Genomic DNA, 23,577 nt, shown 5'->3' with positions numbered 1-23,577 from the left:
AAGGATGCACGCCCGTGCTCAAGCACACCGTTCTGGCCGCCGCCCTCGGCATGGCCATCGCTTCGTCTGCCTATGCGGACGACACCGGCAGCCCCGCCGTCGCCGATACCACGAACGCCAAGCGCGACAAGGCCCAGGATCTCGACGCCGTGTCCGTCATCGGCACCGGCGAAACCCGCCAGGTGCAGCGTCTGCGCACCGCGGACCAAAAGGTGCTGCCCCCGGGCACGAGCCTGCAGAAGGTGCTCAACCTGCTGCCGGGCGTGAACGCGCAATCGGTCGACGCGCTGGGCGCGAACGAGCAGTCCATGACGCTGAGCCTGCGTGGCTTCAGCGGCACGCGCCTGGGCTACACCCTCGACGGCATGCCGCTCGGTGACAGCGCCTACAACAACTACAATGGCCTCTCGATCAACCGTGCCCTTATCTCCGAAAACTTCGGCGGTGCCGAACTCTCCGAGGGCATCGGCAACCTCGGCACGCCGTCCACCAGCAACCTCGGCGGCACCATCGCCTACACCTCGAACGATCCGCTGAAGACGATGGGTGGCCGCGTCACCCAGAGCGTGGGCAGCGACGACAACCGGCGCACCTACGCGCGCTTCGACACGGGCCAGTACCACGGCTTCTCGATGTACCTCTCCGGCGCGCGCACCACGTCCGGGTTGTTCAACGACCAGCAGGCCTACGGCAAGTCGACCACCAAGCAGTTCAACGGCAAGGCCGTGTGGGACGGTGACTGGGCTCGCGTCACCGCGTTCGCCGACACCTCGCGCACCTCGCAGGCCGACTATTTCTACTTGTCGAAGGACGAACTGCGCCGCGGCCTCGGCTGGGACTGGGGCGGCTACGCGCCGGACTGGAACAAGGCCCTCTCGCGCGCCTACTGCAACGCCAACACGTTCAACGCGAAGCGCTGCGACAAGAGCGGTCCGGACCAGGATGCCGACGGTGCGTTCACCGGTGGACAGATCCTGCGCGACGACGATCTCTACTACCTCGCCGGTGACTTTTTTCCCAGCGACGCGGTGACGATCCACGCCCAGGTCTACCACCACGAGGATGCGGGCGAGGGTCACAACTGGAACAGCGGCACCTATTCGTACCCGGGCACGCCGCAGCAGTTGCCGATCATCTTCCGCAACACGCTGTACACCATCAACCGGACGGGCGCGATTCTCTCGGCGAGCTGGGAGATCGACAACCAGCGCATCGAAGGCGGTGTCTGGTACGAGCACAACATCTCCAGCGCCTCGCGCTACAGCAGCTACGTCACCGGCCCGCGTGACCTCAGCGGACGGATCGACACGCAGCCCGACCTGGGCGTGTTCGACCAGCGCACGGTGTGGAACACGCGCCAGGCCTATCTCCAGGACACGATCCGCTTTTTCGACGATCGCCTCACGGTGGACGTGGGCGTGAAGAGCCCGCACGTGACCTCGCAGGCCCAGGCCCTGCCGGGCGTGGCGGTGAAGCCAATCGCGGCCAACTCGAACAACCAGTTCGCCACCGGCAGCCTCAGCGCGAGCAAGGCCCTGCTGCCGCAGTTCGGCGTGCGCTACAAGATCGACAGCGCGCAGGAAGTGTTTACCAGCTTCGCCAAGAACATCGCGATGTTCCAGGGCGGCTTCAAGCTCGGGCCGCAGGCCGTCAGTCAGGCGGTGTGGAATTCGCAATCGACGCTGAAACCCGAGAAGTCGCGTAGCCTTGAAGCCGGCTATCGCATCGAGACCGGCGACATCGCCGCGTCGGCCGCGGTCTACGACGTTCGCTTCGACAACCGCCTGCTTCAGTACAACCCCTGCGACTCGCGCCAGCCCGTGGGTCCCACGTGCGGCAACCGCTTCTACAACGTGGGCGGCGTGAACAGCCACGGCGTGGAACTGACGCTCGTCTGGACGCCGGTCGAGGGCCTGCGCTGGTACAACTCCGCCTCGTTCAATCGCTCCACGTACGCCAGCGACTACGTGCAGGGCGGCAAGGTGGTGCCGACCGAAGGCAAGATCCAGACCGATACCCCGAAGAAACTCTTCGCGACGCAGCTGGACTGGACGCAGGGCCCGTGGTTCGCCTCGTTGCGCGGTAAGTACACCGGCAAGCGCTTCTATACCTACACCAACGACCAGGGCTTTGGCGGTTACACCACGTGGGACGTCTCGGCCGGATATGACTTCGGTGGGTTTGGCCTGGTGAAGGACGTTCGTCTGTCGCTCAACGTGACCAACCTCGGCGACAAGCGCTACGCGAGCAACCTCGACGCCAGCGCATTCCTCGCGAGTGACCCCTCCGGCACCGCGTATGTCTTCCACGCGTCGGCGCCTCGCCAGTACTTCGCTAACCTGGACGTGCGGTTCTGATGCGCGCGCTCGTCGGTGGACTGATGGCGCTGTGCCTGGTGGGCGGCGCCGCGGCGCAGTCCCTCGAGGTGCGCCGACCCGCCATCGCGACCTCGCCGCTGCCGCGCAGCGTCAAGGATGGCGACGTCACTTACGTCGATCACGGCCTGGTCGCCGCCGGGTCGGTGCCGGCAGGCACGGTGGATTTCCTTGGCGACACGCTCGGTTCGTTTTCGTCGTTGCAGATCGAGCCGGGCACGTGGAAACGCGAAGGCGATACCTACAGCGGCGTGCTGTGGACCCTGCCCGATCGCGGCCGCAACGACCCCGAACACCATCTGTTCTACGACTACCGGGGACGCCTGCACCGCTTCCGCTTCACGATGACACCGTCGTCGTCCGCCGGGCGCGCGGGCACCGTGACCCTGACGCCCGACGGCGGCCGTGCGCTGAGTGACTTCGACGGCAAGCCTTTCACGGGCGCGGAGCCGGGGCAGGGCACGCGTACCGAGCGGGGCATCGTGCTGCCGTCGCCCGGGAAGGGCATCGGTGCCGGCAAGATCTCGCTCGACGCGGAGTCGCTGCAGTTCACGCGCGATGGCGGGTTCTACATTGGCGACGAATACGCCGCCAACGTCTATCGTTTCGACCAGGATGGCCGGCTCATCGGCGTCGTGGTGCCCCCCAAGGCGGTGCGGCCGCTGACCCGGGATGGACAGCCCGATTTCACCTCGCTGCGTCCCCCGGCCACGGGCCGGCGCAACAACCAGGGCGTGGAGGGCATGGCGTTGTCGCCCGACGGTACACGGCTGTTCGTGGCGCTGCAGAGCGCGCTCCTGCAGGACAGCGTGCCCGGCGACGCGTCGGGGCGTACGCTGACCCGCGTGCTGGTCTACGACGTGAGCCGTGACGCCACCCCGGCGACCCCGGTGGGTGACTTCGTGGTGCCCTTGCCCGCCTACACGGGGGACGGTGCCGGCGGCTCGCCGGATCGTACGGCGGCGCAGAGCGAGATCCGCGTGCTGGACGGCCATCGCTTCCTCATGCTCGCCCGGGACGGTGCCGGCTGGGGCGCGGACAATGACCGTCCGATCGTGTTCAAGCAGGTGATGCTCGTGGATACCGATGGCGCGACCAACCTCGCCGGTACACCGTACGAGACCGACGTGCGTTCCATCCTCGACGGCCGGCATCTTCGTGCCGACATCCGTCCGGCCACCTCGGTGCCGTTCGTCAACCTGCTCGATCCGACCGACCTGGCCCGTGTCGGCCTCGCCCTGAAGGCGGGCGACAAGGGCCGGGCCGGTCTGTCGGAAAAATGGGAGGCGATGGATCTGCTGCCGGTACGGGATCCTGCCCATCCCGACGATTGGTTCCTGCTGGTAGGCAACGACAACGACTTTGTCGCGAAGCATTGCGTGATGGACGGCACGCGCTGCGACTCGCCGATCGACAACGACAACCGCGTGCTCGTCTACCGGCTTACCCTGCCGGGCATGCGTCCGGATTCCGCTTCCTCACCCTGAAGGGCCTTGCGCATGATGAAACGTACGATGCTTTCGCTGTTCACCGCGTCGCTGCTGTTCGGTGCCGCCGCCGCTAACGCCAATTCGCCGGCCTATGTCGACAGCAAGGAATACAAGGCGCTGATCGATCCCTCGCGTTTCGCCAGCAATCCCTCGTCGGCCGCCGCGACCCTGCTCAACGACCTGGGCACGCGCCTGTCGGCGCTGCAGTTCGACAAGACCGTGACGGGCAACTTCAGCGCGGGCGACCGCGACGTGCTGACCTACGTCGACACGCCGCACACGTGCCAGCTGATGGCGCGTGGCTATTCGGTGCGCGTGCGCAGCGGCGACGATAACGACATCCAGTTCAAGTTCCGTCACCCGGACGAAGAGCTGTCGTACTGGACCGATGTCTCGGGCGCCGGCAAGAACGCGTCGACCAAGCTGGAAACGGACGTGACCCCGGGAAGCCTCGTGCTGGCGCACTCGACCAGCCAGGATGCGACCACCACGCCGGGCACCGTCGCGGCGCTGATCAAGCAGTTCCCCGGTGCATCGGCGCTGTCGGACATCTCCAGCGCGTCGCTGTCGAATGTGGCGGGCGTGACGATCACCCAGCAGGAATACGATGGCCCGTCCGCCGACCTGGGCAAATCGGAAGCCGACTTCACGCTGACGCTGTGGTACGTCAACGGTGCCTCGACCCCGGCGCTTGCCGAGCTGTCGTTCCGCGTCAAGGCCGACTCGAGCGCCTACTTCACCACGCCGGTGCTGCAGCGTTCGCAGGTGCTGAACAAGGCGATCGGTTCGATCGGCAACAACTGGAACATCGCCAACGACGGGGGCAAGACCGCGTGGCTGTACAACTACCGTTCGTCGAGCTATCCGAACGGGTTCTGCAACTGATGGCATGACCCGTCGCAAGGCGCACTCCACCCTGGCGGGGTGGAGTGCGCCTTGCGCGCGATAGGTCATCGGTCAGACCGGCTCGAGCCAGCCCCAGCGATCCGCCGTCTTGCCATCGAACAGGCCGAAGAACAGCTCCTGCAGTCGGCGCGTCACTGGGCCGGCCTTGCCGCTGCCGATCTTCTTGCCGTCCACCGAGCGGATCGGCGTGACTTCCGCCGCCGTGCCGCACATGAGGATTTCGTCGGCGAGGTAGAGGTACTCGCGCGGCAGGTCGCGCTCGATCACTTCGATGCCGTCTTCGCGGGCCAGGGTGATGAGCGTGTGGCGCGTGATGCCGGTGAGGATCGATGCGCTCGCGGGCGTGGTATGCAGCGCACCGTCGAACACGAGGAACAGGTTCTCGCCCGCGCCTTCGCTCAGCAGGCCGGTGGAGGCCAGGGCGATGCCTTCGCCGAAGCCGAGGCGACGCGCCTCGCGGGCGATGAGCTGGCCCGAGAGGTAGTTGCCGCCGGCCTTGGCGCCGGCCGGGATCGTGTTGGGCGCGAAGCGCTGCCAGCTCGACACGCAGGCATCGATGCCGTTTTCCAGCGCCTCGGGGCCGAGGTAGGGGCCCATCTGCCACGCGGCCACGGCCGTGCTGATCGGGCATTCGGCCGAGAGGCCGAAACCGCCGAGGTCGCGGAACGACACCGGACGCAGGTAGGCTGCTTTCAGCCCATTTTTCTTGACCACCGCGCGGCAGGCTTCGGCCAGCTCGTCCACCGAGTAGCCGATGTCCATGTCGTAGATTTTCGCGGACAGGTAGAGGCGCTTGAGGTGGTCGGTGAGGCGGAAGATCGCCGCGCCGTCAGGCGTCTCGTAGCTGCGGATGCCCTCGAAGACCGAGGAGCCGTAGTGCAACGCGTGCGCCATCACGTGGACGGTGGCTTCGCGCCAGTGCTTGATCTGGCCGTTCTGCCAGATCCATTCGGGGTAGTTCTGCGACATGGGGACGCTCCACAAAGGACCGCCCATGATAACGGCTGGCGCCGGAGGGGACATGGCGCGTCGCGTCAGTACGGTGGCGGAGGGTCAGCCCGGCGGCCGCAGCCAGAGGCACCCGGATTCGCGCGTGACCCCGAAATGCGTCTGCTGCGTGGCTCCGGTGGTGCCAGCGACCACCTCGATGCCGGAGCGTTCGTCGCCGTCGACGGACAGCAGGGGCTGTTTTACGAGGCTCTCCATGCGCTTGAGGGTGTCGACCGCGCCGTTACGTCCGTAGCCGTTCCACAGCACCAGGGCGCCGACGCGATTGGCGTCGTGCGTGGCGAAGGCGCGAGAGAGCCCCACGCGGAGGTCTTCCAGATCGCTCGCGCAGAGCACGCCGGCGGGTGGCTCGGCCGCGGTCGCCACCGGCGAGGGCACGGCCGGCGTGGCGCCGAGCGCGGCGCAGGGCTGGTCGGTGAAGATCGGGTTGCCGTCCGCGCCGACGCAGCGATGGATCGCGTCCTGCGCCCAGGCGGGCAGCGGTGCGGCGAGCAGCAGGGCGAGGAGAAGAGGTTTCACGCGATGGCACGCGGGGCGACGACGGGGCGCCATCATCGCCGCCGCCGTGCCTGCGCCAGGTGACGGCCGCTCAGGAGGCGAGCCGCTCCAGCACCGCGGTGGTCGCGCGGGCACGGTTGATCGTATAGAAGTGCAGCCCCGGCGCCCCGCCGTCGAGCAGGCGGCGGCACAGTTCGGCCACCACGTCGGCGCCGAGTTCGCGGATCGAGGCGGCGTCGTCGCCGTGGGCCTGCATGCGCTTGACGATCCAACGCGGGATTTCGGCGCCGCACTGGTCGGAGAAACGGCGCAGCTGGCTGAAGTTCGCGATGGGCATGACGCCCGGCACGATCGGCAGGCTGACGCCGAGCCGGGTCACGTCGTCGACGAAGCGGAAGTAGGCATCGGAGTTGAAGAAATACTGGGTGATGGCTCCGTTCGCGCCGGCATCGCACTTGGCCTTGAAGTGGCGCAGGTCGGCGAGGGCGTTGTCGGCCTGGGGATGCGTTTCGGGGTAGGCCGCGACTTCGATGTGGAAGTGGTCGCCGCTATGTTCGCGGATGAACGCCACCAGTTCGGCCGCGTAACGGAAGTCGCCCGGCGAGGCCATGCCGGAGGGCAGGTCACCGCGCAGCGCCACGATCCGCCGGCAGCCGCGCTCGCGGTATTCGTCGAGCAGGGCCCGGATCTCGGCCTTGGTGCCGCCCATGCAGGAGAGGTGCGGCGCTACCGACAGCCCGTGTTCGTTGCGCAGCCTTTTGACCGTCTCGCCGGTGTAGCTGAGGGTAGATCCGCCGGCGCCGAAGGTGACCGAGACGTAGTCGGGCGCGTGCGCCTTGAGGCGCTCGGCGGCCTTGTCGAGCTGGTCGCGCTGTTCGTCGGTCTTGGGCGGAAAGAACTCGAAGCTGATGGCGGGCATGCGGGCATCTCGGCGAGGTTGTCCGCAGTATATATCTTTCCATCCAGATGGAAAGATGGGTAAAGTGGGCGATGCGGGTATCGGGGGCTTAGGTGTTCCTGCACGAAAAAGCGGTGGGCACTGAGGCGACGCCCCGGCCGCGTGGCCGGTCGGCCGCACGGTGCCCGGCCCCTCCGGGGCGCGGACCCCGGTGCGGGATGCTTCGACTCGGCATCCTGCCTCGGCGAAGCACGCCGGCCTTCCATGGCCGGCGCCCCTTCGGGGTCGTTTTCCGCACCGGGATCCTCGGGCACCTACCGCGGCCGACCGGCCACGCGGCCGGGGCGCATGAGCGACTCGGGGCCGTGTGGGGAAGAGCCGGGGTGCGGCGTCGCTCGCGCGGGTGCCTCGCCGTGGGCACCGGCCTGCGCCGGTGCGACGTTTCGTAGGAGTGTCGATGCATCGGGTCACGGTGCCGAACGGCGCGCGTTATTCGCTGCCGCGTGAGCCCAGGCGCATGCCGGTGCCCACGGCGAAGCGTACGACCGTCGCCTTGGTCCCCGGCGTCGCTTCTCTGCTCCAACACGTTGGCTTGTCGAAGGAACGTCCGCTACGAGGCGGGCGAGCGCGAGGATTGGGCGGCTCGCCTTCGCGCGGCCCTGCGATAAAAGAAAGGCGCCACGAAGGCGCCTCTCTCATAAACCACTAACGCAGCCGATCAATAACGATAATGGTCCGGCTTGTACGGACCTTCCACCGGCACGCCGATGTAGTCGGCCTGATCCTTCGTGAGGGTGGTGAGCTTCACGCCGATCTGGGCGAGGTGCAGGCGGGCGACTTCCTCGTCGAGCTTCTTCGGCAGGCGGTACACGGTCTTTTCGTATTTATCCTTGTTCGCCCACAGGTCGAGCTGGGCGAGCGTCTGGTTCGAGAAGCTGTTGGACATCACGAAGCTCGGATGGCCGTGGGCGCAACCGAGGTTCACCAGGCGGCCCTCGGCGAGCATGTAGATGCTGTGGCCGGTCGAGGTGAAGGTGTAGCGGTCGACCTGCGGCTTGATGGTTTCGCGGGTCGCGTCCTTCGAGGCATTCAGGCGGTCGATCTGGATCTCGTTGTCGAAGTGGCCGATGTTGCAGACGAGGGCGTTGTTCTTCATCTTCGCCATGTGCTCCAGCGTGATGATGTCCTTGTTGCCCGTGGTGGTGACATAAATGTCGGCCATGCCCAGGGTGTCTTCCACGGTGGTGACCTGGAAACCTTCCATCGCCGCCTGCAGGGCGTTGATCGGGTCGATTTCGGTCACGATCACGCGGGCGCCGAAGCCCTTGAGCGAATGCGCGCAGCCCTTGCCCACGTCACCGTAGCCGCAGACCACGGCGACCTTGCCGGCGACCATGAGATCGGTGGCGCGCTTGATGCCGTCAGCCAGCGATTCGCGGCAGCCGTAGAGGTTGTCGAATTTGCTCTTGGTGACCGAGTCGTTGACGTTGATCGCCGGCACGAGCAGCTTGCCGGCTTCGGCGAGCTGGTAGAGGCGGTGCACGCCGGTGGTGGTCTCTTCGGAGACGCCCTTCCACTCGGCGGCCACCTTCTTGAACCAGCCCGGACGGGCGGCGGCGGTCTTCTTTACGAGGTCCTTGATGACCTGCTCTTCGTGGTTGCCGCTGGGGGTGTTGACCCAGTCGCTGCCGTCTTCGAGTTCGACGCCCTTGTGGATGAACAGGGTGGCGTCGCCGCCGTCATCGACGATCAGCTGCGGGCCGAGATCGCCCGGGTGGCTGAGCATGTCGAGCGTGCACTCCCAGTACTCCTCCAGCGACTCGCCCTTCCAGGCGAACACCGGCAGCTCGCCCGCGGCGAGGGCGGCGGCGACGTCGTCCTGGGTCGAGAAGATGTTGCACGAGGCCCAGCGCACCGACGCGCCCAGCTCACGCAGGGTCTCGGCGAGCACGGCGGTTTCCTTGGTCACGTGCAGCGATCCGGACAGGCGCACGCCCTTGAGGGGCTTGTCCTTGGCGTAGCGGGCGCGGATCTGCATCAGGCCCGGCATTTCCTCTTCGGCCATGCGAATGCGGCGGCGGCCGAGATCGGCGAGCGAGATGTCGCGGACCTTGTAGTCCTGGAAAGCGGGATCTTTGGTGACGGCGTTCATGGCGTAGCTCCGGATATTCACGGGGGCGCCGTTGTGCGGAAAGCCGCGCCGAGCCTGGCCTTTGGGGCGAAACCCCTCCGGTCGCAGCGCCCCTCGGCGGGCGAAACGGATCGGCATTGTATCGCGGAATCGGGATGGGGAGATGAATGGGGCTGGGGGCGGGGTTGGGAGTTGGGACGTGGGGGCGCCATTCCGGCGGGCGTCTGAGGGGACGGGAAGCGCGACAAATACCGCGCGCCCGCGTGACGCATCCCGCCCCCTCGCGCCACCGCCGCGCCCCACGCCCCCACTTCCCACCCCCCGCCCCCGCTTTTTTCGCTACCCTCGACCTCCCCCCTGTCCCACACCGAGAGGCACGATGGACCCCGCCCAGTCACGCGATCCCGAATTCCTCCCCCACGATGGCCCCCTTCGCGAAGACGTGCGCCGGCTCGGCGCCCTCGTGGGCCAGATGCTGGCCGAGCAGGGCGGGCAGGCCTTTTTCGAGCGCGTGGAGAACGTGCGTACCACCGCCATCCAGCGCCGTCGTACCGGTGCGGCCGTGGACGCGCTGGCCGGGCACCTGACCGGACTCGACGCCACTGACGCCGAGGCGCTGGCGAGGGCGTTCGCCACCTACTTCCAGGCAGTGAACGTCGCCGAGCGGGTGCATCGCATCCGCCGTCGCCGCGACTACCAGCGAGAGGGTGGCGCGGCGCAACCGGAGTCCCTGGCGGCCGTGCTGGCGGAGCTCAAGCGGGAGGGCGTGACGCGCGACGAGATCGTCGCCCTGTTGCGCCGTCTCGACGTGGAGCCGGTGTTTACCGCGCACCCCACCGAGGCCGTGCGCCGCTCGCTGCTGGAGAAAGAGCAGGAGATCGTGCGTGCCCTGGTGGACGAGTTCGATCCCTCCCGCACGCCCCAGGAGCGGCGTGACGACGACGCGCGCATCCTGATGGCGTTGTCCGCGGGCTGGCAGACGGCCGAGGCTTCGCCCGTGCGGCCGAGCGTCTCCGACGAATTCGATCACGTGGGCTTTTACGTGTCGCGGCCGATCTACCGGGTGTTGCCCGCGCTGTACGAATCGCTGCAGCAGGCGCTCGACGAAACCTACGGCGACGGCGTGGCGCCGCCACGCGTGCTGCGCTTCGCGACCTGGGTGGGCGGCGACATGGACGGCAACCCCAACGTCAATGCGCAGACCATCGCATCGACGCTAAGTGCGCAGCGCAGCCTGGTACTGGAGCGCTATATCGAGGACGTGGATGCGCTCGGCCGTCTGCTCAGCCAGACCGACGATCGCGTGACGCTGGATGCGGACCTCCGGGCGCGCCTGGCGGCGTATCGGGACGCGCTGCCGGAGGCGGCGCAGCGGATTCGTCCGCGCCACGCCGACATGCCGTATCGCGCTTTCCTGGTTTTCGTCGCTGCCCGGCTGGAGGCCACGCTGACCGACGCGTCCAACGGCTACCGTTCGGCGGACGAGTTCATCGACGACCTGGCGAAGGTCGAGGCGAGCCTGCTCGGCCACGGCGGACGTCACGCCGGTGCCTATGCCGTGACGCGCCTGCTCTGGCGTGCGCGCACGTTCGGTTTCCATCTCGCGCGCCTTGACGTGCGCCAGGATGCACGCGTGCACGACGAGGCACTGGCGGCGTTGCTCGGCGATCCGGGTTGGGCCGATCGCGACGCGGCGTCGCGGGTGAAAACCTTGCGTCCCTATGCGGCGGGCGAGCGCAGCTTCGTGTCGGGCGACGACCACGACGCGGCGGGCCTGTTGCGCGAGGTGTTCGCGACGCTGGCGGATTCGCGCAAGCGCTACGGTGCCGAGGCGACCGGTCTCTACATCATCAGCATGGCGGAAACCGCCGCCGACGTGCTTGCCGTGCTGGCGCTGGCGCGGCGGGGCGGCCTGCTGGACGACGGGCGCGTACCGCTCGACGTCGCACCGCTGTTCGAGACCATCGACGACCTCAAGGGCGGCGCGGAGACGTTGCGCCAGCTGCTCGACGATCCGGTCTATCGGGCGCACCTTGCCTCGCGCGGCGACCGCCAGTGGATCATGCTGGGCTATTCAGACAGCGGCAAGGATGGCGGTACGGTGGCGTCCAAGTGGAGTCTCCAGCGGGCGCAGGTCGAACTGCTGGAGGTCGCGTCGACCGCGGGCATCCGGGTGGCGTTCTTCCACGGCCGCGGCGGGTCGGCGAGCCGTGGCGGGTCGCGGATCACGCCCGCGCTGATGGCCTCGCCCCGCGGCTCGGTGGCCGGCGTGCTGCGGGTGACCGAGCAGGGCGAGGTGATCCATCGCAAATACGGTATTCGTGCGCTCGCCGTGCGCAACCTCGAGCAGACACTGGGCGCGGCGATGCGCGCGTCGCTGCGTCCCCGCGTGGCGGAAGCGCGCGAGTCGGGCTGGAAAGACGTGATGGCGCGGTTGTCCGACGAGAGCCGCAAGGCGTATCGGGGCCTGGTCGATCGCGAAGGTTTCGTCGACTACTTCCGGGGGGCGACACCGATCGACGTGATCGAGCGGATGACGCTGGGCTCCCGACCCGCGCGCCGTCGCAGCATGAAGGGGGTGGAAGACCTGCGCGCGATTCCCTGGGTGTTCTCGTGGACGCAATGCCGCGCGGTGCTCACCGGCTGGTACGGGCTCGGGGCCGGGCTGGACGTGCTGGCGACGGAAGGGCGGGAAGACGTGGTGTTGCAGATGGCGCGCGACTGGCCGTTCTTCGCCACGATGCTCGACGACGTGGAAATGGTGCTCGCCAAGGCCGACATCCATATCGCGGAAGCGTTTTCGCGACTGGCTGGGCCGTTGCACGAACGCTTCTTTCCCCTGGTGCGCGACGAGTTCGAGCGCACGGTACGTTGGGTGCTCAAGCTCAAGGGCGCCACCGAACTGCTGGCCGGCGAACCGCGCCTGGCGACGTCGATCCGCCTGCGCAATCCGTACGTCGATCCGATGAGCCTGCTGCAAGTCGACCTGTTGCGGCGCTGGCGCGCGTCGGGTGGCAAGGACGACACGCTGCTTCGCGCCCTGGTGGCGTGCGTAAACGGCGTATCGCAGGGCCTGCAGAACACCGGTTGACTCACCCAAGCGCCTGGCGATGGACACCGGCCTAGGCCGGTGCCTACGGCGAGGCATGCGGTTTTCGCGGGGTGTCCACAGCGCGCACTGCGCCGGACCGCTCACCCCTCCAGCGATTCCCATCGGGCGAACGCCGCGTCCAGCTCGGCCTGCAACCGCGCGAGTTCTTCGTTGGCTTTCGTCATCGTCGCGGCGTCCTGCTGGAAATACTTCGGGTCGGTCATCGCCGCGGTGCGCCTGGCGATCTCGTTTTCGAGTTCTTCCAGCTTCGCCGGTAGCAGTTCGAGTTCGCGCTGTTCCTTGAACGACAGTTTCTTCTTCGCCGGCGCCGGCGCGGCCACCACCGCGGGTGCCGCCGGTTTGCCCGGCGTGGCTGCCGCGCGGGGCTGGACGGCGGGTTTCTGCCGCAACCAGTCGCTATACCCACCGACATACTCGCCGATGGCTCCGTCGCCTTCGAGCACCAGCGTGCTGGTAACAACGTTGTCGATGAAGTCGCGATCGTGCGAAACGAGCAGCAGCGTGCCGGTGTATTCGCCGAGCAGTTCTTCCAGCAGCTCCAGCGTCTCGACGTCGAGATCGTTCGTCGGTTCGTCCATCACCAGCAGGTTGGATGGCTGGGCGAACAGCTTGGCAAGAAGCAGGCGGTTGCGCTCGCCGCCGGACAGGCGGGTGATCGGCGCGCGGGCACGTTCTGGCGAGAACAGGAAGTCCTGAAGGTAGCCGATGATGTGTTTGCGCTGTCCGTTGAGCTCGATGTATTCGCGGCCCTCGGCCACGTTGTCCAGCGCATTCATCGAATCGTCGAGCGCGATGCGGTGCTGGTCGAAATACGCCACCTGCAGGCCGGTACCGAGGGTGACCTCGCCCTCCTGCGGCGGCAACTGGCCGAGCAGGATCTTCAGCAGCGTCGACTTGCCCGCACCGTTGGGCCCCATGATGCCGACGCGGTCGCCGCGCATGATCGTGGTGGTGAAGTCGCGGATCAGCGTGCGGCCGCCATACGCCTGGGTGATGTGCTCGGCATCGATCACCTTGCGTCCCGACGCCTGCGCGTTCGCCAGGTTCATCTTTGCGTTGCCGGACACCTCGCGCCGTTCCGAACGTTCGTTGCGCATGGCCTTGAGCGCGCGCACGCGGCCTTCGTTGCGCGTGCGCCGGGCCTTGATGCCCTGGCGGATCCACACTTCTTCCTGGGCGAGCTTGCGGTCGAAGTGCGCGTTGGCCTGGGCTTCGGCGTGCAGGCGTTCTTCGCGGCGGCGCAGGTAGTTGTCGTAGTCCCCGGGCCAACTGGTGAGCTGGCCGCGGTCGACCTCGACGATGCGCGTGGCGAGCGAGCGCAGGAAGCTGCGATCGTGGGTGATGAACACGATGGCGCCGCTGAAGTTCTTGAGGAACCCCTCGAGCCACGCGATCGCCTCGATGTCGAGGTGGTTGGTGGGCTCGTCGAGCAGGAGCAGGTTGGGGTCGCGGACCAGCGCCTGGCCGAGCAGCACGCGACGCTTCATGCCGCCGGAAAGGTCGGCGAAGTCGGCGTGGGCCGGCAACTCGAGCCGCTCGATCACCTGCTGCACGCGCGAGTCGAGATCCCACGCGTTCTGCGCTTCGATTTTCGCCTGCACATCGCCCAGGCCGTCCATGTCGCCTTCGTCGAGCAGGTGATGGTAGCGGGCGAGCAGTTGGCCCAGTTCGCCCAGGCCATCGGCCACCACGTCGAACACGCTGCCGGCGGTGTCCTGAGGCACTTCCTGGGTGAGGCGGGCGATGCGGGTGCCCCCTTGCAGGCGAATCTCGCCGTCGTCGGGGTGCAGTTCACCCGCGATGAGCTTGAGCAGCGTGGACTTGCCCGCGCCGTTTCGCCCGACCACGCAGACGCGCTCGCCGGTGTCGAGGGAGAGTTGGACCTGTTCGAGCAGGAGTGGGCCGCCGACGCTGTAGTCGACGTTGAGCAATTGAATGAGCGACATACGGGCATTGTAATGCCCGTTCGTGCCTTTACGGCGTCAGACGGTGTCGATCCGGTAGCGCGTGTGCTGTCGCCACACCTGGCCGGGCCGGAGGATGGCGCCTTCGGCCTCCGTCGTGTTCATCTGGTTGGGAAACGCCTGCGCCTCCAGCGCGAAGCCCGCGAACGGGCCGTAGGCGTCGCCACGCCGGGCCGGCTGGCCGGTGAGCTTCTGGCCGCTGTAGAACTGCAACCCGGGCCGGTCGGTGTCGATCGTGAGGCGACGGCCGCTCAGCGGCTCGGTCACCACCGCGACGGTGCGCGGGGTATCGACGGGGCCCGGTCGGGCCACGTAGCAGTGGTCGAAACCGCCCACCAGGCGCAATTGAGGATCGGGCCAGTGCAGGCGCGAGCCGATCGGCGCGGCCTCGCGGAAGTCGAAGGCCGACCCCGCCACGGCCTGTCGGCCGATGGGGATGGCCCCGGCGTCGATCGCGAGGAATTCGTCGGCATCGATCCGGATCACGTGGTCGCGGATGTCCGGACGTCGGTCGCTGAGGTTGAAATAGGGGTGCGCGGTGAGGCTGAGGGGCGTGGGCGCGTCGGTCGTGGCAGCGTAGCGCAGGTCCAGCGTGCCGTCGTCGTCCAGCCGCACCCGCAACTCCACCCGCACTTCGCCGGGGAAGCCGCCGTCGCCCTCGGGCGACACCAGTCGGAGCACGAGCGTCTCACCCTCGGGCTCGACCTCCCAGCGTTGCAGGTGGAAGCCGTTGACCCCGCCGTGGAGGTGGTTGCCGTGGTCGTTGCGGTCGACCTTGTAATCCACCCCATCGAGGGTGAAACGCCCGCTGCGGATGCGGTTGGCCCAGCGGCCCACGATGCTGCCCATGTAGGCGTCCGAGGCGAGGTATTGTGCGGCGTCGGCATGGCCGAGCACGACCTCGCCGACGCGGCCATGCCGGTCCGGGGCCTGCCAGGACAACAGCGTGCCGCCCAGGTCGGAGAGGTCGACCTGGGCGCCATGGGCGCTGCGCAGGGTCCAGCGATGCAGGGTGCGGCCGTCGGGCGACTGGCCCCAGGCGGTGGCGGCGGAAATGGGCATGGGAACGGGACGGTCAGAAGGGAGTACGGGAAAGGACAGGCGTGGGACGGCGGCACGAGGCCGAGACGGGCGGGGAACTCACGGGTCGCGATGCTCCGCCGTGGCCGCGTCGGCCGTGCGATGCCTGTCCAGGTATTGCCGCGGCGTGCAGTCGTATTCGCGCCGGAAGACCGCGTACATGTATTGCAGCGACGTGAACCCGCATCGCACGGCGATGTCGGCGAGGGGCGCGTCCGAGTCGGCGATCAGCTGGCAGGCGGTGTCGAGCTTGTGCTGGAGGATGGCCTGGTGCACCGTCTGCTTCAGCTCACGCTTGAAGTGCTCTTCGAGCACCGTGCGCGACACCCCCACGTAGTCGGCCACCTGCTCGGTCTTGATGCCCAGGCAGCCGTACTGGCGGATGTAATGGCTGGCGCGCATCACGTGGGGGCTGCGCAGCGGTTGATAACGGCTGGAAGCCTGCACGTTGATGCCCACCGGCGGCACGAGCACGCGTGTGGTGGAGCAATCCACCCCGCGCAGCATCTGGTGCAGCAGGTGCGCCGCGGTGCGGCCCATCTCCTCCGCGCCCTGGATCACCGAGGTCAGGGGAATCCGGGTGAGCAGCTGGGCCATGGGGTCGTTGTCGATGCCCACGATGGCTACCTGCTCGGGCACCGCGATGCCGCCGATCACGCAGGCCTGCAGCAGCTGCCGGGCGCGGGCGTCGGTGACGGCGATGATGCCGATGGGCTTGGGCAGGGCGGTAAGCCAGGCGACGAGTTCTTCCACGGCGGCGCCCCAGCCGCCCGCGGTGGTCGAGTGGCCTTCGTGCACCACGCCCTCCACCGATTCCTGTCCGACGATCGCCAGGAAGGCCCGTTCGCGCTCCTGTGCCCAACGGCTTCCCGGATGGCTCGGGATGCCGAAGAAGGCGAAACGGCTCAGGCCTTGCTCGATCAGGTGGTCGTAGGCCAGGCGAACCAGGCGCGTGTTGTCGGTGGCGATGTACGGCACGCCCGCGGGGTAGTGCGAGGGATCGTGGTAGGAGCCCCCGACCGCCACCACGGGGATGTGCAGGTCGCTCAGGGCGGCCTGGGCCTCGGGGTCGTCGAAGTCGGCGATGACCCCGTCGCCCTTGAAGTGATGGATGTCACGCATGCGGCTGCGGAAATCCTCTTCCATGAAGAGGTCCCATTCCACCCGCGTGCTGTTCAGGTAATGCCCGATGCCAGCGATGACCTGGCGGTCATAGACCTTGTTGGCGTTGAACAGCAGGGCGATGCGGTGCGGTGACATACCGGGGAAAACTAGCAGGATTGCAGGCCGGGCGACATGACGCAGCGCGGCATTGAAAACCCCTCGCGGGGCGAGGGAAATCGCAATTGCGCCCGGAACGCGCGCTGGGGAGGATCGTCGGGCTTAGCCCGCCCGTTTCGTTCGTCAAGGAATCGTTATGTCGTATTTCTCCCGCATCCCGAAGATCGCCTACGAAGGCCCCGGCAGCGACAACCCGCTGGCCTTCCGCCACTACGACGCCCAGCGCGTGGTGCTGGGCAAGACCATGGCCGAGCACCTGCGCCTGGCCACGTGCTATTGGCACACCTTCGTCTGGCCGGGTTCGGACGTGTTCGGCGCCGGTACCTTCGAGCGTCCCTGGCAGCAGGGCGGCGAGCCGATGGCGCGGGCCCGCGAGAAGGCCGACGCGGCGTTCGATTTCTTCACCCGCCTGGGCACGCCGTTCTATACGTTCCATGACACCGACGTGGCGCCCGAAGGCCACGGCCTGGCGGACTACCGCGCGAACTTCGCGGCGATGGTCGACGTGCTCGAGCGCAAGCAGGCCGACACCGGCGTGAAGCTGCTCTGGGGCACGGCCAACCTCTTCAGCCACCCGCGTTACGCCGCCGGCGCCGCCACCAGCCCGCAGCCGGAGGTATTCGCCTACGCCGCGACCCAGGTGCGCCACGCGATGGAGGCCACCCACCGCCTGGGTGGCGCCAACTACGTGCTGTGGGGCGGCCGCGAAGGCTACGACACCTTGCTCAACACCGACCTCAAGCGCGAGCGCGCGCAGATGGGCCGGTTCTTCCAGATGGTGGTCGAGCACAAGCATAAGCTCGGCTTCAAGGGCACGATCCTCATCGAGCCCAAGCCGCAGGAGCCGACCAAGCACCAGTACGACTACGACACGGCCACGGTGTACAGCTTCCTCAAGGAGTTCGGTCTCGAGAACGAGGTCAAGACCAACCTCGAAGCCAACCATGCGACGCTGGCCGGTCATTCGTTTCACCACGAGGTGGCCACCTCGATCGCGCTGGGCGTGTTCGGTTCGATCGACGCCAACCGCGGCGACCCGCAGAACGGCTGGGACACCGACCAGTTCCCGAACAGTGTCGAGGAAATGACCCTGGTGATCTACGAGATCCTCCGTGCGGGCGGCTTCACCACGGGCGGGTTCAACTTCGACACCAAGGTGCGTCGTCAGAGCCATGCCGCCGACGATCTCTTCCACGGCCACATCGGTGCGATCGACACGCTGGCGCTCGGCCTCGACCGCGCGGCCCGGATGATCGAAAAAGACACCCTCGCCGACCTCAAGGCGAAGCGCTACGCGGGCTGGGACGCCGAGCTGGGTACGAAGATTCTCCAAGGGGGCTTCAGCCTCGCCTCGCTCGCCGACGAAGCGGTGTCGCGCGATCTGCAGCCCTCGCACGTGTCGGGCCAGCAGGAGTTGCTCGAAAACATCGTCAACCGCTATATCTATGGGTGATATGGCACACGACATGGACGCATCGGCCCGGCTTTACCTCGGCATCGACCTCGGCACGTCGTCCGTCAAGGCCGTGCTGATCGACGCCACCGGCGCGGTGCGTGCCAGCGCATCGCGTCCCTTGTCGGTGTCGCATCCGCGTCCGCGCTGGTCCGAGCAGGATCCCCACGCGTGGTGGTCGGCCACCGAGGGCGCCGTGACGGACGTCCTCAAGGACATCGATGCCCGCCGCGTGGCGGCCATCGGCCTGTCCGGCCAGATGCACGGCGCCACCCTGCTGGATGCGGACGACCGCGTGTTGCGGCCGGCCATCCTGTGGAACGATGGGCGCTCGGACGTCGAATGCGCCGAACTCGAGCGCGTGCCGGGCTTGCGCGACATCACCGGCAACCTCGCCATGCCGGGCTTCACCGCGCCCAAGCTGGCCTGGGTGCGCAAGCACGAGCCGGCGGTGTTCGCGAAGATCGCCAAGGTGTTGCTGCCGAAGGACTACCTGCGGCTGAGGCTCACCGGCGACTACATGACCGATCCGTCCGATGCGGCGGGTACGTTATGGCTCGACGTGCGTCGTCGACAGTGGAGCGACGCGATGCTCGAAGCCACGGGGCTGGAACGCATGCACATGCCCCTGCTGTTCGAGGGGAGCCACCCCGCGGGGCGGCTGCGTCCCGAACTCGCCGCGCGGTGGGGCATGGACACCGTGCCGGTCGCCGCGGGCGGCGGTGACAACGCGGCAGGCGCCGTGGGCGTCGGCATCGTGCGCCACGGCCAGGCCATGCTGTCGCTGGGCACCTCGGGCGTGTATTTCGCGGTGTCGGACGGCTTCCGCGCGAGCCCCGAGACGGCGGTGCACAGTTTCTGCCACGCGTTGCCGGACACCTGGCACCTGATGTCGGTGATGCTCAACGCGGCCAGCTGCCTCGATTTCACCGCGCGGCTCACCGGCTACGCCGACGTACCCGCGTTGTTGGCCGATGCGCAAGCCAAAGGGCTGCGCGAAAACGGCCCGATGTTCCTGCCTTACCTTACCGGTGAGCGCACGCCGCACAACGATGCCCACGCCCGCGGATCGTTCACGAACCTCGGCCCGGACACCGAGCGCGCCGACCTCGCCAACGCCGCGCTCGAAGGCGTGGGGCTGGGCCTGCTCGACGGCCTTCTCGCGGTGGAAGGCACGGGGCTGGTCGCCGACGAGATCACCGTCATCGGCGGCGGCTCGCGCAGCGCCTACTGGACGCAGATGCTGGCGGACATCCTCGGCAAGCGGCTGGTGTTGCGCAGCGGGGGCGAAGTGGGCCCGGCACTGGGTGCGGCACGGCTGGCCCGTCTCGCGGTGGAGCCCGATGCGTCGCTCGACGTGGTCTGTCCGATGCCCGAGGTGACCGCCATCCGCGAGCCCGATGCAGCGCGTCATGCTTATTTCCTGCAAACGCGCCACCCTCTGTTCCGCCTCACCTACGAGCGGATGAAACCGCTCTATTCCCACGCCGCCCAGAGCGACGCTTTCCGCCCTGCCTGAACGGGCGAACCCTACGCATGGAGAAGAGCATGAAACAGAAGACCCTACCGATGATGCTGGCCGTGTCGATGGCCCTCGCCGGGGTATTCGCCGCGCCCCAGGCGCACGCGAGCAAGGACAAGCCCGTGATCGGCTTCTCCATCGACGACCTGCGCGTGGAACGCTGGACCCGCGACCGCGAGTACTTCAAGGCGGCGGCCGAAAAGGCCGGTGCCACCGTGTCGGTGCAGTCGGCCGATGCCAACGAACAGAAGCAGATCCAGCAGATCGAAAACCTGATCTCGCGCAAGGTCGACGTTATCGTCATCGTGCCGTTCAACGCCAAAACCCTCACCACGGTCGTGGCCGAAGCGAAGAAGGCGGGCATCAAGGTGATCTCCTACGATCGCCTGATCCTCAACGCCGACGTCGATGCCTACATCTCGTTCGACAACGAGAAGGTCGGCCAGATGCAGGCCCAGGGCGTGGTCGACGCCACCGGCGGCAAGGGCAACTATTTCCTGCTCGGCGGCGCGCCCACCGACAACAACGCGAAGATCCTGCGCGACGGCCAGATGAAGGTGCTCGACCCGCTGGTCAAGAGCGGCGCGGTGAAGATCGTCGGCCAGCAGTGGACCAACGAGTGGCTCGCGTCCAACGCGCAGTCGATCATCGAGAATGCCCTTACCGCCAATAAGAACAATATCCAGGGCATCGTCGCCTCCAACGACGGCACCGCCGGCGGCGCCATCGCCGCGCTGCAAGGCCAGAAGCTGGCCGGCAAGGTCGCGGTGTCCGGACAGGATGCCGATCTGGCGGCCATCAAGCGGATCAAGGCCGGTACGCAGACCATGACGGTCTACAAGCCGATCAAGACCATCGCCACCGACGCGGCCAACCTCGCCGTGCAGTTCGCCAAGGGCGAGGCGCCGAAGTTCACCTCCAAGATGAACAACGGCAAGAAGGACGTCGACACCATCCTGCTCACCCCGACCGCGCTTACCAAGCAGAACGTCGACCTCGTGGTGAAGGACGGCTTCTACACCCAGGCCCAGGTCGGCAACTGACCCGTAGGCGCGCCATGCGCGCGATGCCCACCCATCGCGCGCACGGCGCGCTCCTACCGTTTTGCGGGAAACACGAAGGTGAGTGAATACCTCTTCGAGATGCGCGACATCGTCAAGGAATTCTCCGGCGTGCGCGCGCTCAACGGCATCAGTCTCGCGGTCCGGCCCGGCGAATGCGTGGGCCTGTGCGGCGAGAACGGAGCCGGCAAGTCCACCCTGATGAAGGTGCTGTCCGGTGTCTATCCGCACGGCACGTGGGAGGGCGAGATCCTGTTCGACGGCAAGCCGCTGAAGGCGGCTTCCGTGCGGGACAGCGAAGCCGCCGGCATCGTGATCATCCACCAGGAACTGATGCTCGTGCCGCAGCTGTCGGTGGCCGAGAACATCTTCCTGGGCAACGAGAGCACGAAGTTCGGTGGCGTGATGGATTACGACACCATGTATGCCAAGGCCGAGGCCCTGCTGGCGCGGCTGAAGCTGAAAGACGTCAACGTGGCCGCGCCGGTGATGAACTACGGGGGCGGCTATCAGCAGCTGTTCGAGATCGCCAAGGCGCTGGCGAAGAATGCGCGGCTGCTGATCCTCGACGAGCCGTCGTCGTCGCTGACCTCGGCCGAAACGGACATCCTCCTGTCGATCATCGAAGACCTCAAGCGCGAAGGCGTGGCCTGCGTCTACATCTCGCACAAGCTCGACGAAGTGGCACGGGTCTGCGACACCGTCACCGTCATCCGTGACGGCAAGCACATCGTCACCCGGCCGATGGCGGAGATGACCACGCATTCCATCATTACGGCGATGGTCGGGCGCGAGATCGAAAACCTGTTCCCCCGGGTCGAGCACGCCATCGGCGAGGTCATCTTCGAGGCACGCCACGTTACCTGCTGGGACGTCACCAACCCCGAACGCAAGCGTGTCGACGACATCTCGTTCCAGCTGCGCAAGGGCGAGATCCTGGGCATCGCGGGCCTGGTCGGCGCGGGCCGCACCGAACTGGTCTCGGCCATCTTCGGCGCTTACCCAGGGCGTTCGGAGGCCGAGCTGCTGCTCGAAGGCAAGCCGATCCGGGTGAAGAACCCCGAGCAGGCGATCAAGGCCGGGCTGTCGCTGGTGCCGGAAGATCGCAAACGCCAGGGCATCGTGCCCCTGCTGGGCGTCGGCGACAACATCACCCTCGCCACGCTGTCGCACTACGCGCGCGGGGGCACCATCGACCGCCAGGCGGAGCTGCAAACCGTCGATACCGAGATCAAGCGGCTTCGGGTGAAGACGGCGAGCCCGGAGCTCGCCATCGTCGGCCTGTCCGGCGGCAACCAGCAAAAAGCCGTGCTGACCAAGATGCTCCTGCCCAACCCGAAGGTGCTGATCCTCGACGAGCCCACCCGTGGCGTCGACGTTGGCTCCAAGTACGACATCTACACGCTGATGTTCGAACTGGTCGGTCGCGGCGTGTCCATCATCATGGTGTCGTCGGAGATGCCCGAAGTGCTGGGCGTGAGCGACCGGGTGCTCGTCGTCGGCGAGGGACGCCTGCGCGGCGACTTCCAGAACGTCGGGCTCACCCAGGAGCAGGTCCTCGCCGCCGCCATCTCGCACGCGGCCGAAGGGCCGGCCCACGCCGCCTGATCCCCATTCCACGCGTCACCAGGGAAGTTGTTCCGATGCACTCGCAGAAAATCCAGCAGCTGTTCGTCCGCTACAAGATTCTCGCCCTGCTCATCGCCGTGGCGCTGATCTGGGTGTTCTTCCACGTGAAGACCGACCAGGCCTTCATCACGCCGAACAACCTGTCGAACCTTTTCCGGCAGATGGCGATCACCGGCATGCTCGCCTGCGGCATGGTGTTCATCATCATCGCCGGCGAGATCGACCTGTCGATCGGCTCGCAGCTGGGCCTGCTCGGCGGCGTGGTGGCGATCCTCACCGTGAACATGGGCTGGGGCACGTGGCCGTCGATCGGCGCCGTGCTGGTGCTGGGCCTGATGATCGGCGCGTTCAACGGCTTCGTGGTGACGCGCATGCGGGTGCCCTCGTTCATCGTGGGCCTGGGCGGCATGCTCGCCTTCCGCGGCATCGTGCTCTACGTGACCGGCAGCTCCACCATCGCGCCGGCGCCCGACGATCTCATCGCGCTGGGCCAGGGCTTCGTGCCGCCCACGCTCTCGCGCTGGATCGGCGGCGTGATCTTCCTCGCGCTGATCGGCATCACAGTGCGCCGTCGCGTGCGGCGCGGCAAGCTGGGCCTGCAACAGGGATCGGTCTGGGTCGACGTCGCCCGGCTGGTAGCCATCGGCGTGGTCATGGCCGGTTTCATCCGCATGCTCAACGACGCCAACGGCATTCCCATCCCTGTGATGATCCTGCTGGCGCTGCTGGCCGTGTTCACCTACGTGTCGACGCAGACCGTGTTCGGCCGCCACGTGTACGCGGTGGGCGGCAACATGGAGGCGACGCGCCTGTCCGGCGTCAACGTGGGACGGGTCAAGCTGGTCGTCTTCGCGATCATGGGCCTCATGTGTGCGTTCGCCGGCATCATCACCGTGGCGCGCACGGGCTCGGGGTCGCCGTCGGCGGGCACGGGCGGCGAACTGGACGCGATCTCGGCCTGCTTCATCGGTGGCACGTCGATGCGCGGCGGTTCGGGCACCGTCTACGGCGCGCTGATCGGCGCCCTCGTGATGGCGAGCCTCGACAGCGGCATGCAACTGATGGACGTCGACAACTCCTGGCAGATGATCATCAAGGGCGTGATCCTCGTGCTGGCGGTGTGGGTAGATGTGTTGTCGGGGTCGAACCGGAACGGCTGATCGGTGGAG

16 protein-coding genes and 1 riboswitch are annotated in these 23,577 nt (G+C 67.3%); of the genes, 9 read left to right on the top strand and 7 right to left on the bottom strand.

The genetic code is table 11. From position 1 onward, the window contains the following. Positions 1 to 50: 50 nt before the first annotated feature. The 3 genes from PI246_RS09425 to PI246_RS09415 are packed head-to-tail and all read left to right on the top strand — an operon-like array spanning position 51 to position 4,750. Positions 51 to 2,357, top strand: a complete 2,307-nt coding sequence (locus PI246_RS09425; RefSeq protein WP_320551225.1) for a TonB-dependent receptor — start codon at positions 51 to 53, stop codon at positions 2,355 to 2,357. Continuing rightward, positions 2,357 to 3,862, top strand: a complete 1,506-nt coding sequence (locus PI246_RS09420; protein ID WP_320551005.1) for an esterase-like activity of phytase family protein — start codon at positions 2,357 to 2,359, stop codon at positions 3,860 to 3,862. The genes PI246_RS09425 and PI246_RS09420 overlap by 1 nt, the downstream gene beginning before the upstream one ends. A 12-nt stretch (positions 3,863 to 3,874) precedes the next feature. Continuing rightward, positions 3,875 to 4,750, top strand: coding sequence for a hypothetical protein (locus PI246_RS09415; protein WP_320551004.1), 876 nt, complete (start codon positions 3,875 to 3,877; stop codon positions 4,748 to 4,750). A gap of 72 nt (positions 4,751 to 4,822) precedes the next feature. Here the strand turns inward: PI246_RS09415 and PI246_RS09410 are convergent, their stop codons facing one another. The 4 genes from PI246_RS09410 to ahcY form a co-directional block, all read right to left on the bottom strand. After that, entirely contained in the window at positions 4,823 to 5,740 is a 918-nt protein-coding gene (locus tag PI246_RS09410; protein ID WP_320551003.1) for a branched-chain amino acid transaminase, read from the bottom strand. An 84-nt stretch (positions 5,741 to 5,824) separates the two neighbouring features. After that, positions 5,825 to 6,298, bottom strand: coding sequence for a DUF4124 domain-containing protein (locus tag PI246_RS09405; protein WP_320551002.1), 474 nt, complete (start codon positions 6,296 to 6,298; stop codon positions 5,825 to 5,827). 70 nt (positions 6,299 to 6,368) lie between these two features. Beyond that, complete coding sequence (gene metF / locus PI246_RS09400; protein ID WP_320551001.1) at positions 6,369 to 7,196, bottom strand: methylenetetrahydrofolate reductase [NAD(P)H]; 828 nt, start codon at positions 7,194 to 7,196, stop codon at positions 6,369 to 6,371. Positions 7,197 to 7,893: 697 nt separating this feature from the next. Next, positions 7,894 to 9,327, bottom strand: coding sequence for an adenosylhomocysteinase (gene ahcY / locus PI246_RS09395; RefSeq protein ID WP_320551000.1), 1,434 nt, complete (start codon positions 9,325 to 9,327; stop codon positions 7,894 to 7,896). A 16-nt stretch (positions 9,328 to 9,343) separates the two neighbouring features. Continuing rightward, positions 9,344 to 9,428: riboswitch (S-adenosyl-L-homocysteine riboswitch) on the bottom strand. 257 nt (positions 9,429 to 9,685) lie between these two features. On the opposite strand from ahcY, the gene ppc reads away from it, so the two are divergent. Next, positions 9,686 to 12,397 (top strand): phosphoenolpyruvate carboxylase, encoded by a 2,712-nt coding sequence (ppc, locus tag PI246_RS09390; RefSeq protein ID WP_320550999.1) that lies wholly within the window; start codon positions 9,686 to 9,688, stop codon positions 12,395 to 12,397. A 101-nt stretch (positions 12,398 to 12,498) separates the two neighbouring features. Here ppc and PI246_RS09385 read toward each other — a convergent pair whose 3' ends face one another. The 3 genes from PI246_RS09385 to PI246_RS09375 form a co-directional block, all read right to left on the bottom strand. Further along, positions 12,499 to 14,364 carry an ATP-binding cassette domain-containing protein gene (locus tag PI246_RS09385; RefSeq protein WP_320550998.1) on the bottom strand — a complete coding sequence of 622 codons (1,866 nt, stop codon included), beginning with the start codon at positions 14,362 to 14,364 and terminating at the stop codon, positions 12,499 to 12,501. Positions 14,365 to 14,400: 36 nt separating this feature from the next. Continuing rightward, on the bottom strand, positions 14,401 to 15,444 hold the full coding sequence (locus PI246_RS09380) for an aldose epimerase family protein (protein WP_320550997.1): 1,044 nt from the start codon (positions 15,442 to 15,444) through the stop codon (positions 14,401 to 14,403). 78 nt (positions 15,445 to 15,522) lie between these two features. Continuing rightward, on the bottom strand, positions 15,523 to 16,722 hold the full coding sequence (locus PI246_RS09375) for a XylR family transcriptional regulator (RefSeq protein WP_320550996.1): 1,200 nt from the start codon (positions 16,720 to 16,722) through the stop codon (positions 15,523 to 15,525). Positions 16,723 to 16,879: 157 nt separating this feature from the next. On the opposite strand from PI246_RS09375, the gene xylA reads away from it, so the two are divergent. The 5 genes from xylA (at position 16,880) to PI246_RS09350 (ending at position 23,568) form a co-directional block, all read left to right on the top strand. Continuing rightward, a complete protein-coding gene (xylA, locus tag PI246_RS09370) occupies positions 16,880 to 18,196 on the top strand; it encodes a xylose isomerase (protein WP_320550995.1) in 1,317 nt (438 codons plus the stop codon). A gap of 13 nt (positions 18,197 to 18,209) precedes the next feature. Continuing rightward, entirely contained in the window at positions 18,210 to 19,715 is a 1,506-nt protein-coding gene (gene xylB / locus PI246_RS09365; RefSeq protein ID WP_320550994.1) for a xylulokinase, read from the top strand. A gap of 29 nt (positions 19,716 to 19,744) precedes the next feature. Continuing rightward, the gene (xylF, locus tag PI246_RS09360) at positions 19,745 to 20,761 is read left to right on the top strand and encodes a D-xylose ABC transporter substrate-binding protein (protein WP_320550993.1); all 1,017 of its coding nucleotides are present in this window, start codon (positions 19,745 to 19,747) and stop codon (positions 20,759 to 20,761) included. A 78-nt stretch (positions 20,762 to 20,839) separates the two neighbouring features. Continuing rightward, positions 20,840 to 22,387, top strand: coding sequence for a xylose ABC transporter ATP-binding protein (locus PI246_RS09355; protein ID WP_320550992.1), 1,548 nt, complete (start codon positions 20,840 to 20,842; stop codon positions 22,385 to 22,387). A 35-nt stretch (positions 22,388 to 22,422) separates the two neighbouring features. Continuing rightward, positions 22,423 to 23,568: a sugar ABC transporter permease gene (locus tag PI246_RS09350; RefSeq protein ID WP_320550991.1), complete on the top strand. Its 1,146-nt coding sequence runs from the start codon at positions 22,423 to 22,425 to the stop codon at positions 23,566 to 23,568. Positions 23,569 to 23,577: the final 9 nt, after the last annotated feature.

The organism is Luteibacter sahnii, from assembly GCF_034063545.1.
Lineage (GTDB): Bacteria > Pseudomonadota > Gammaproteobacteria > Xanthomonadales > Rhodanobacteraceae > Luteibacter > Luteibacter sahnii.
This window is presented reverse-complemented; position numbering and strand designations above follow the sequence as displayed.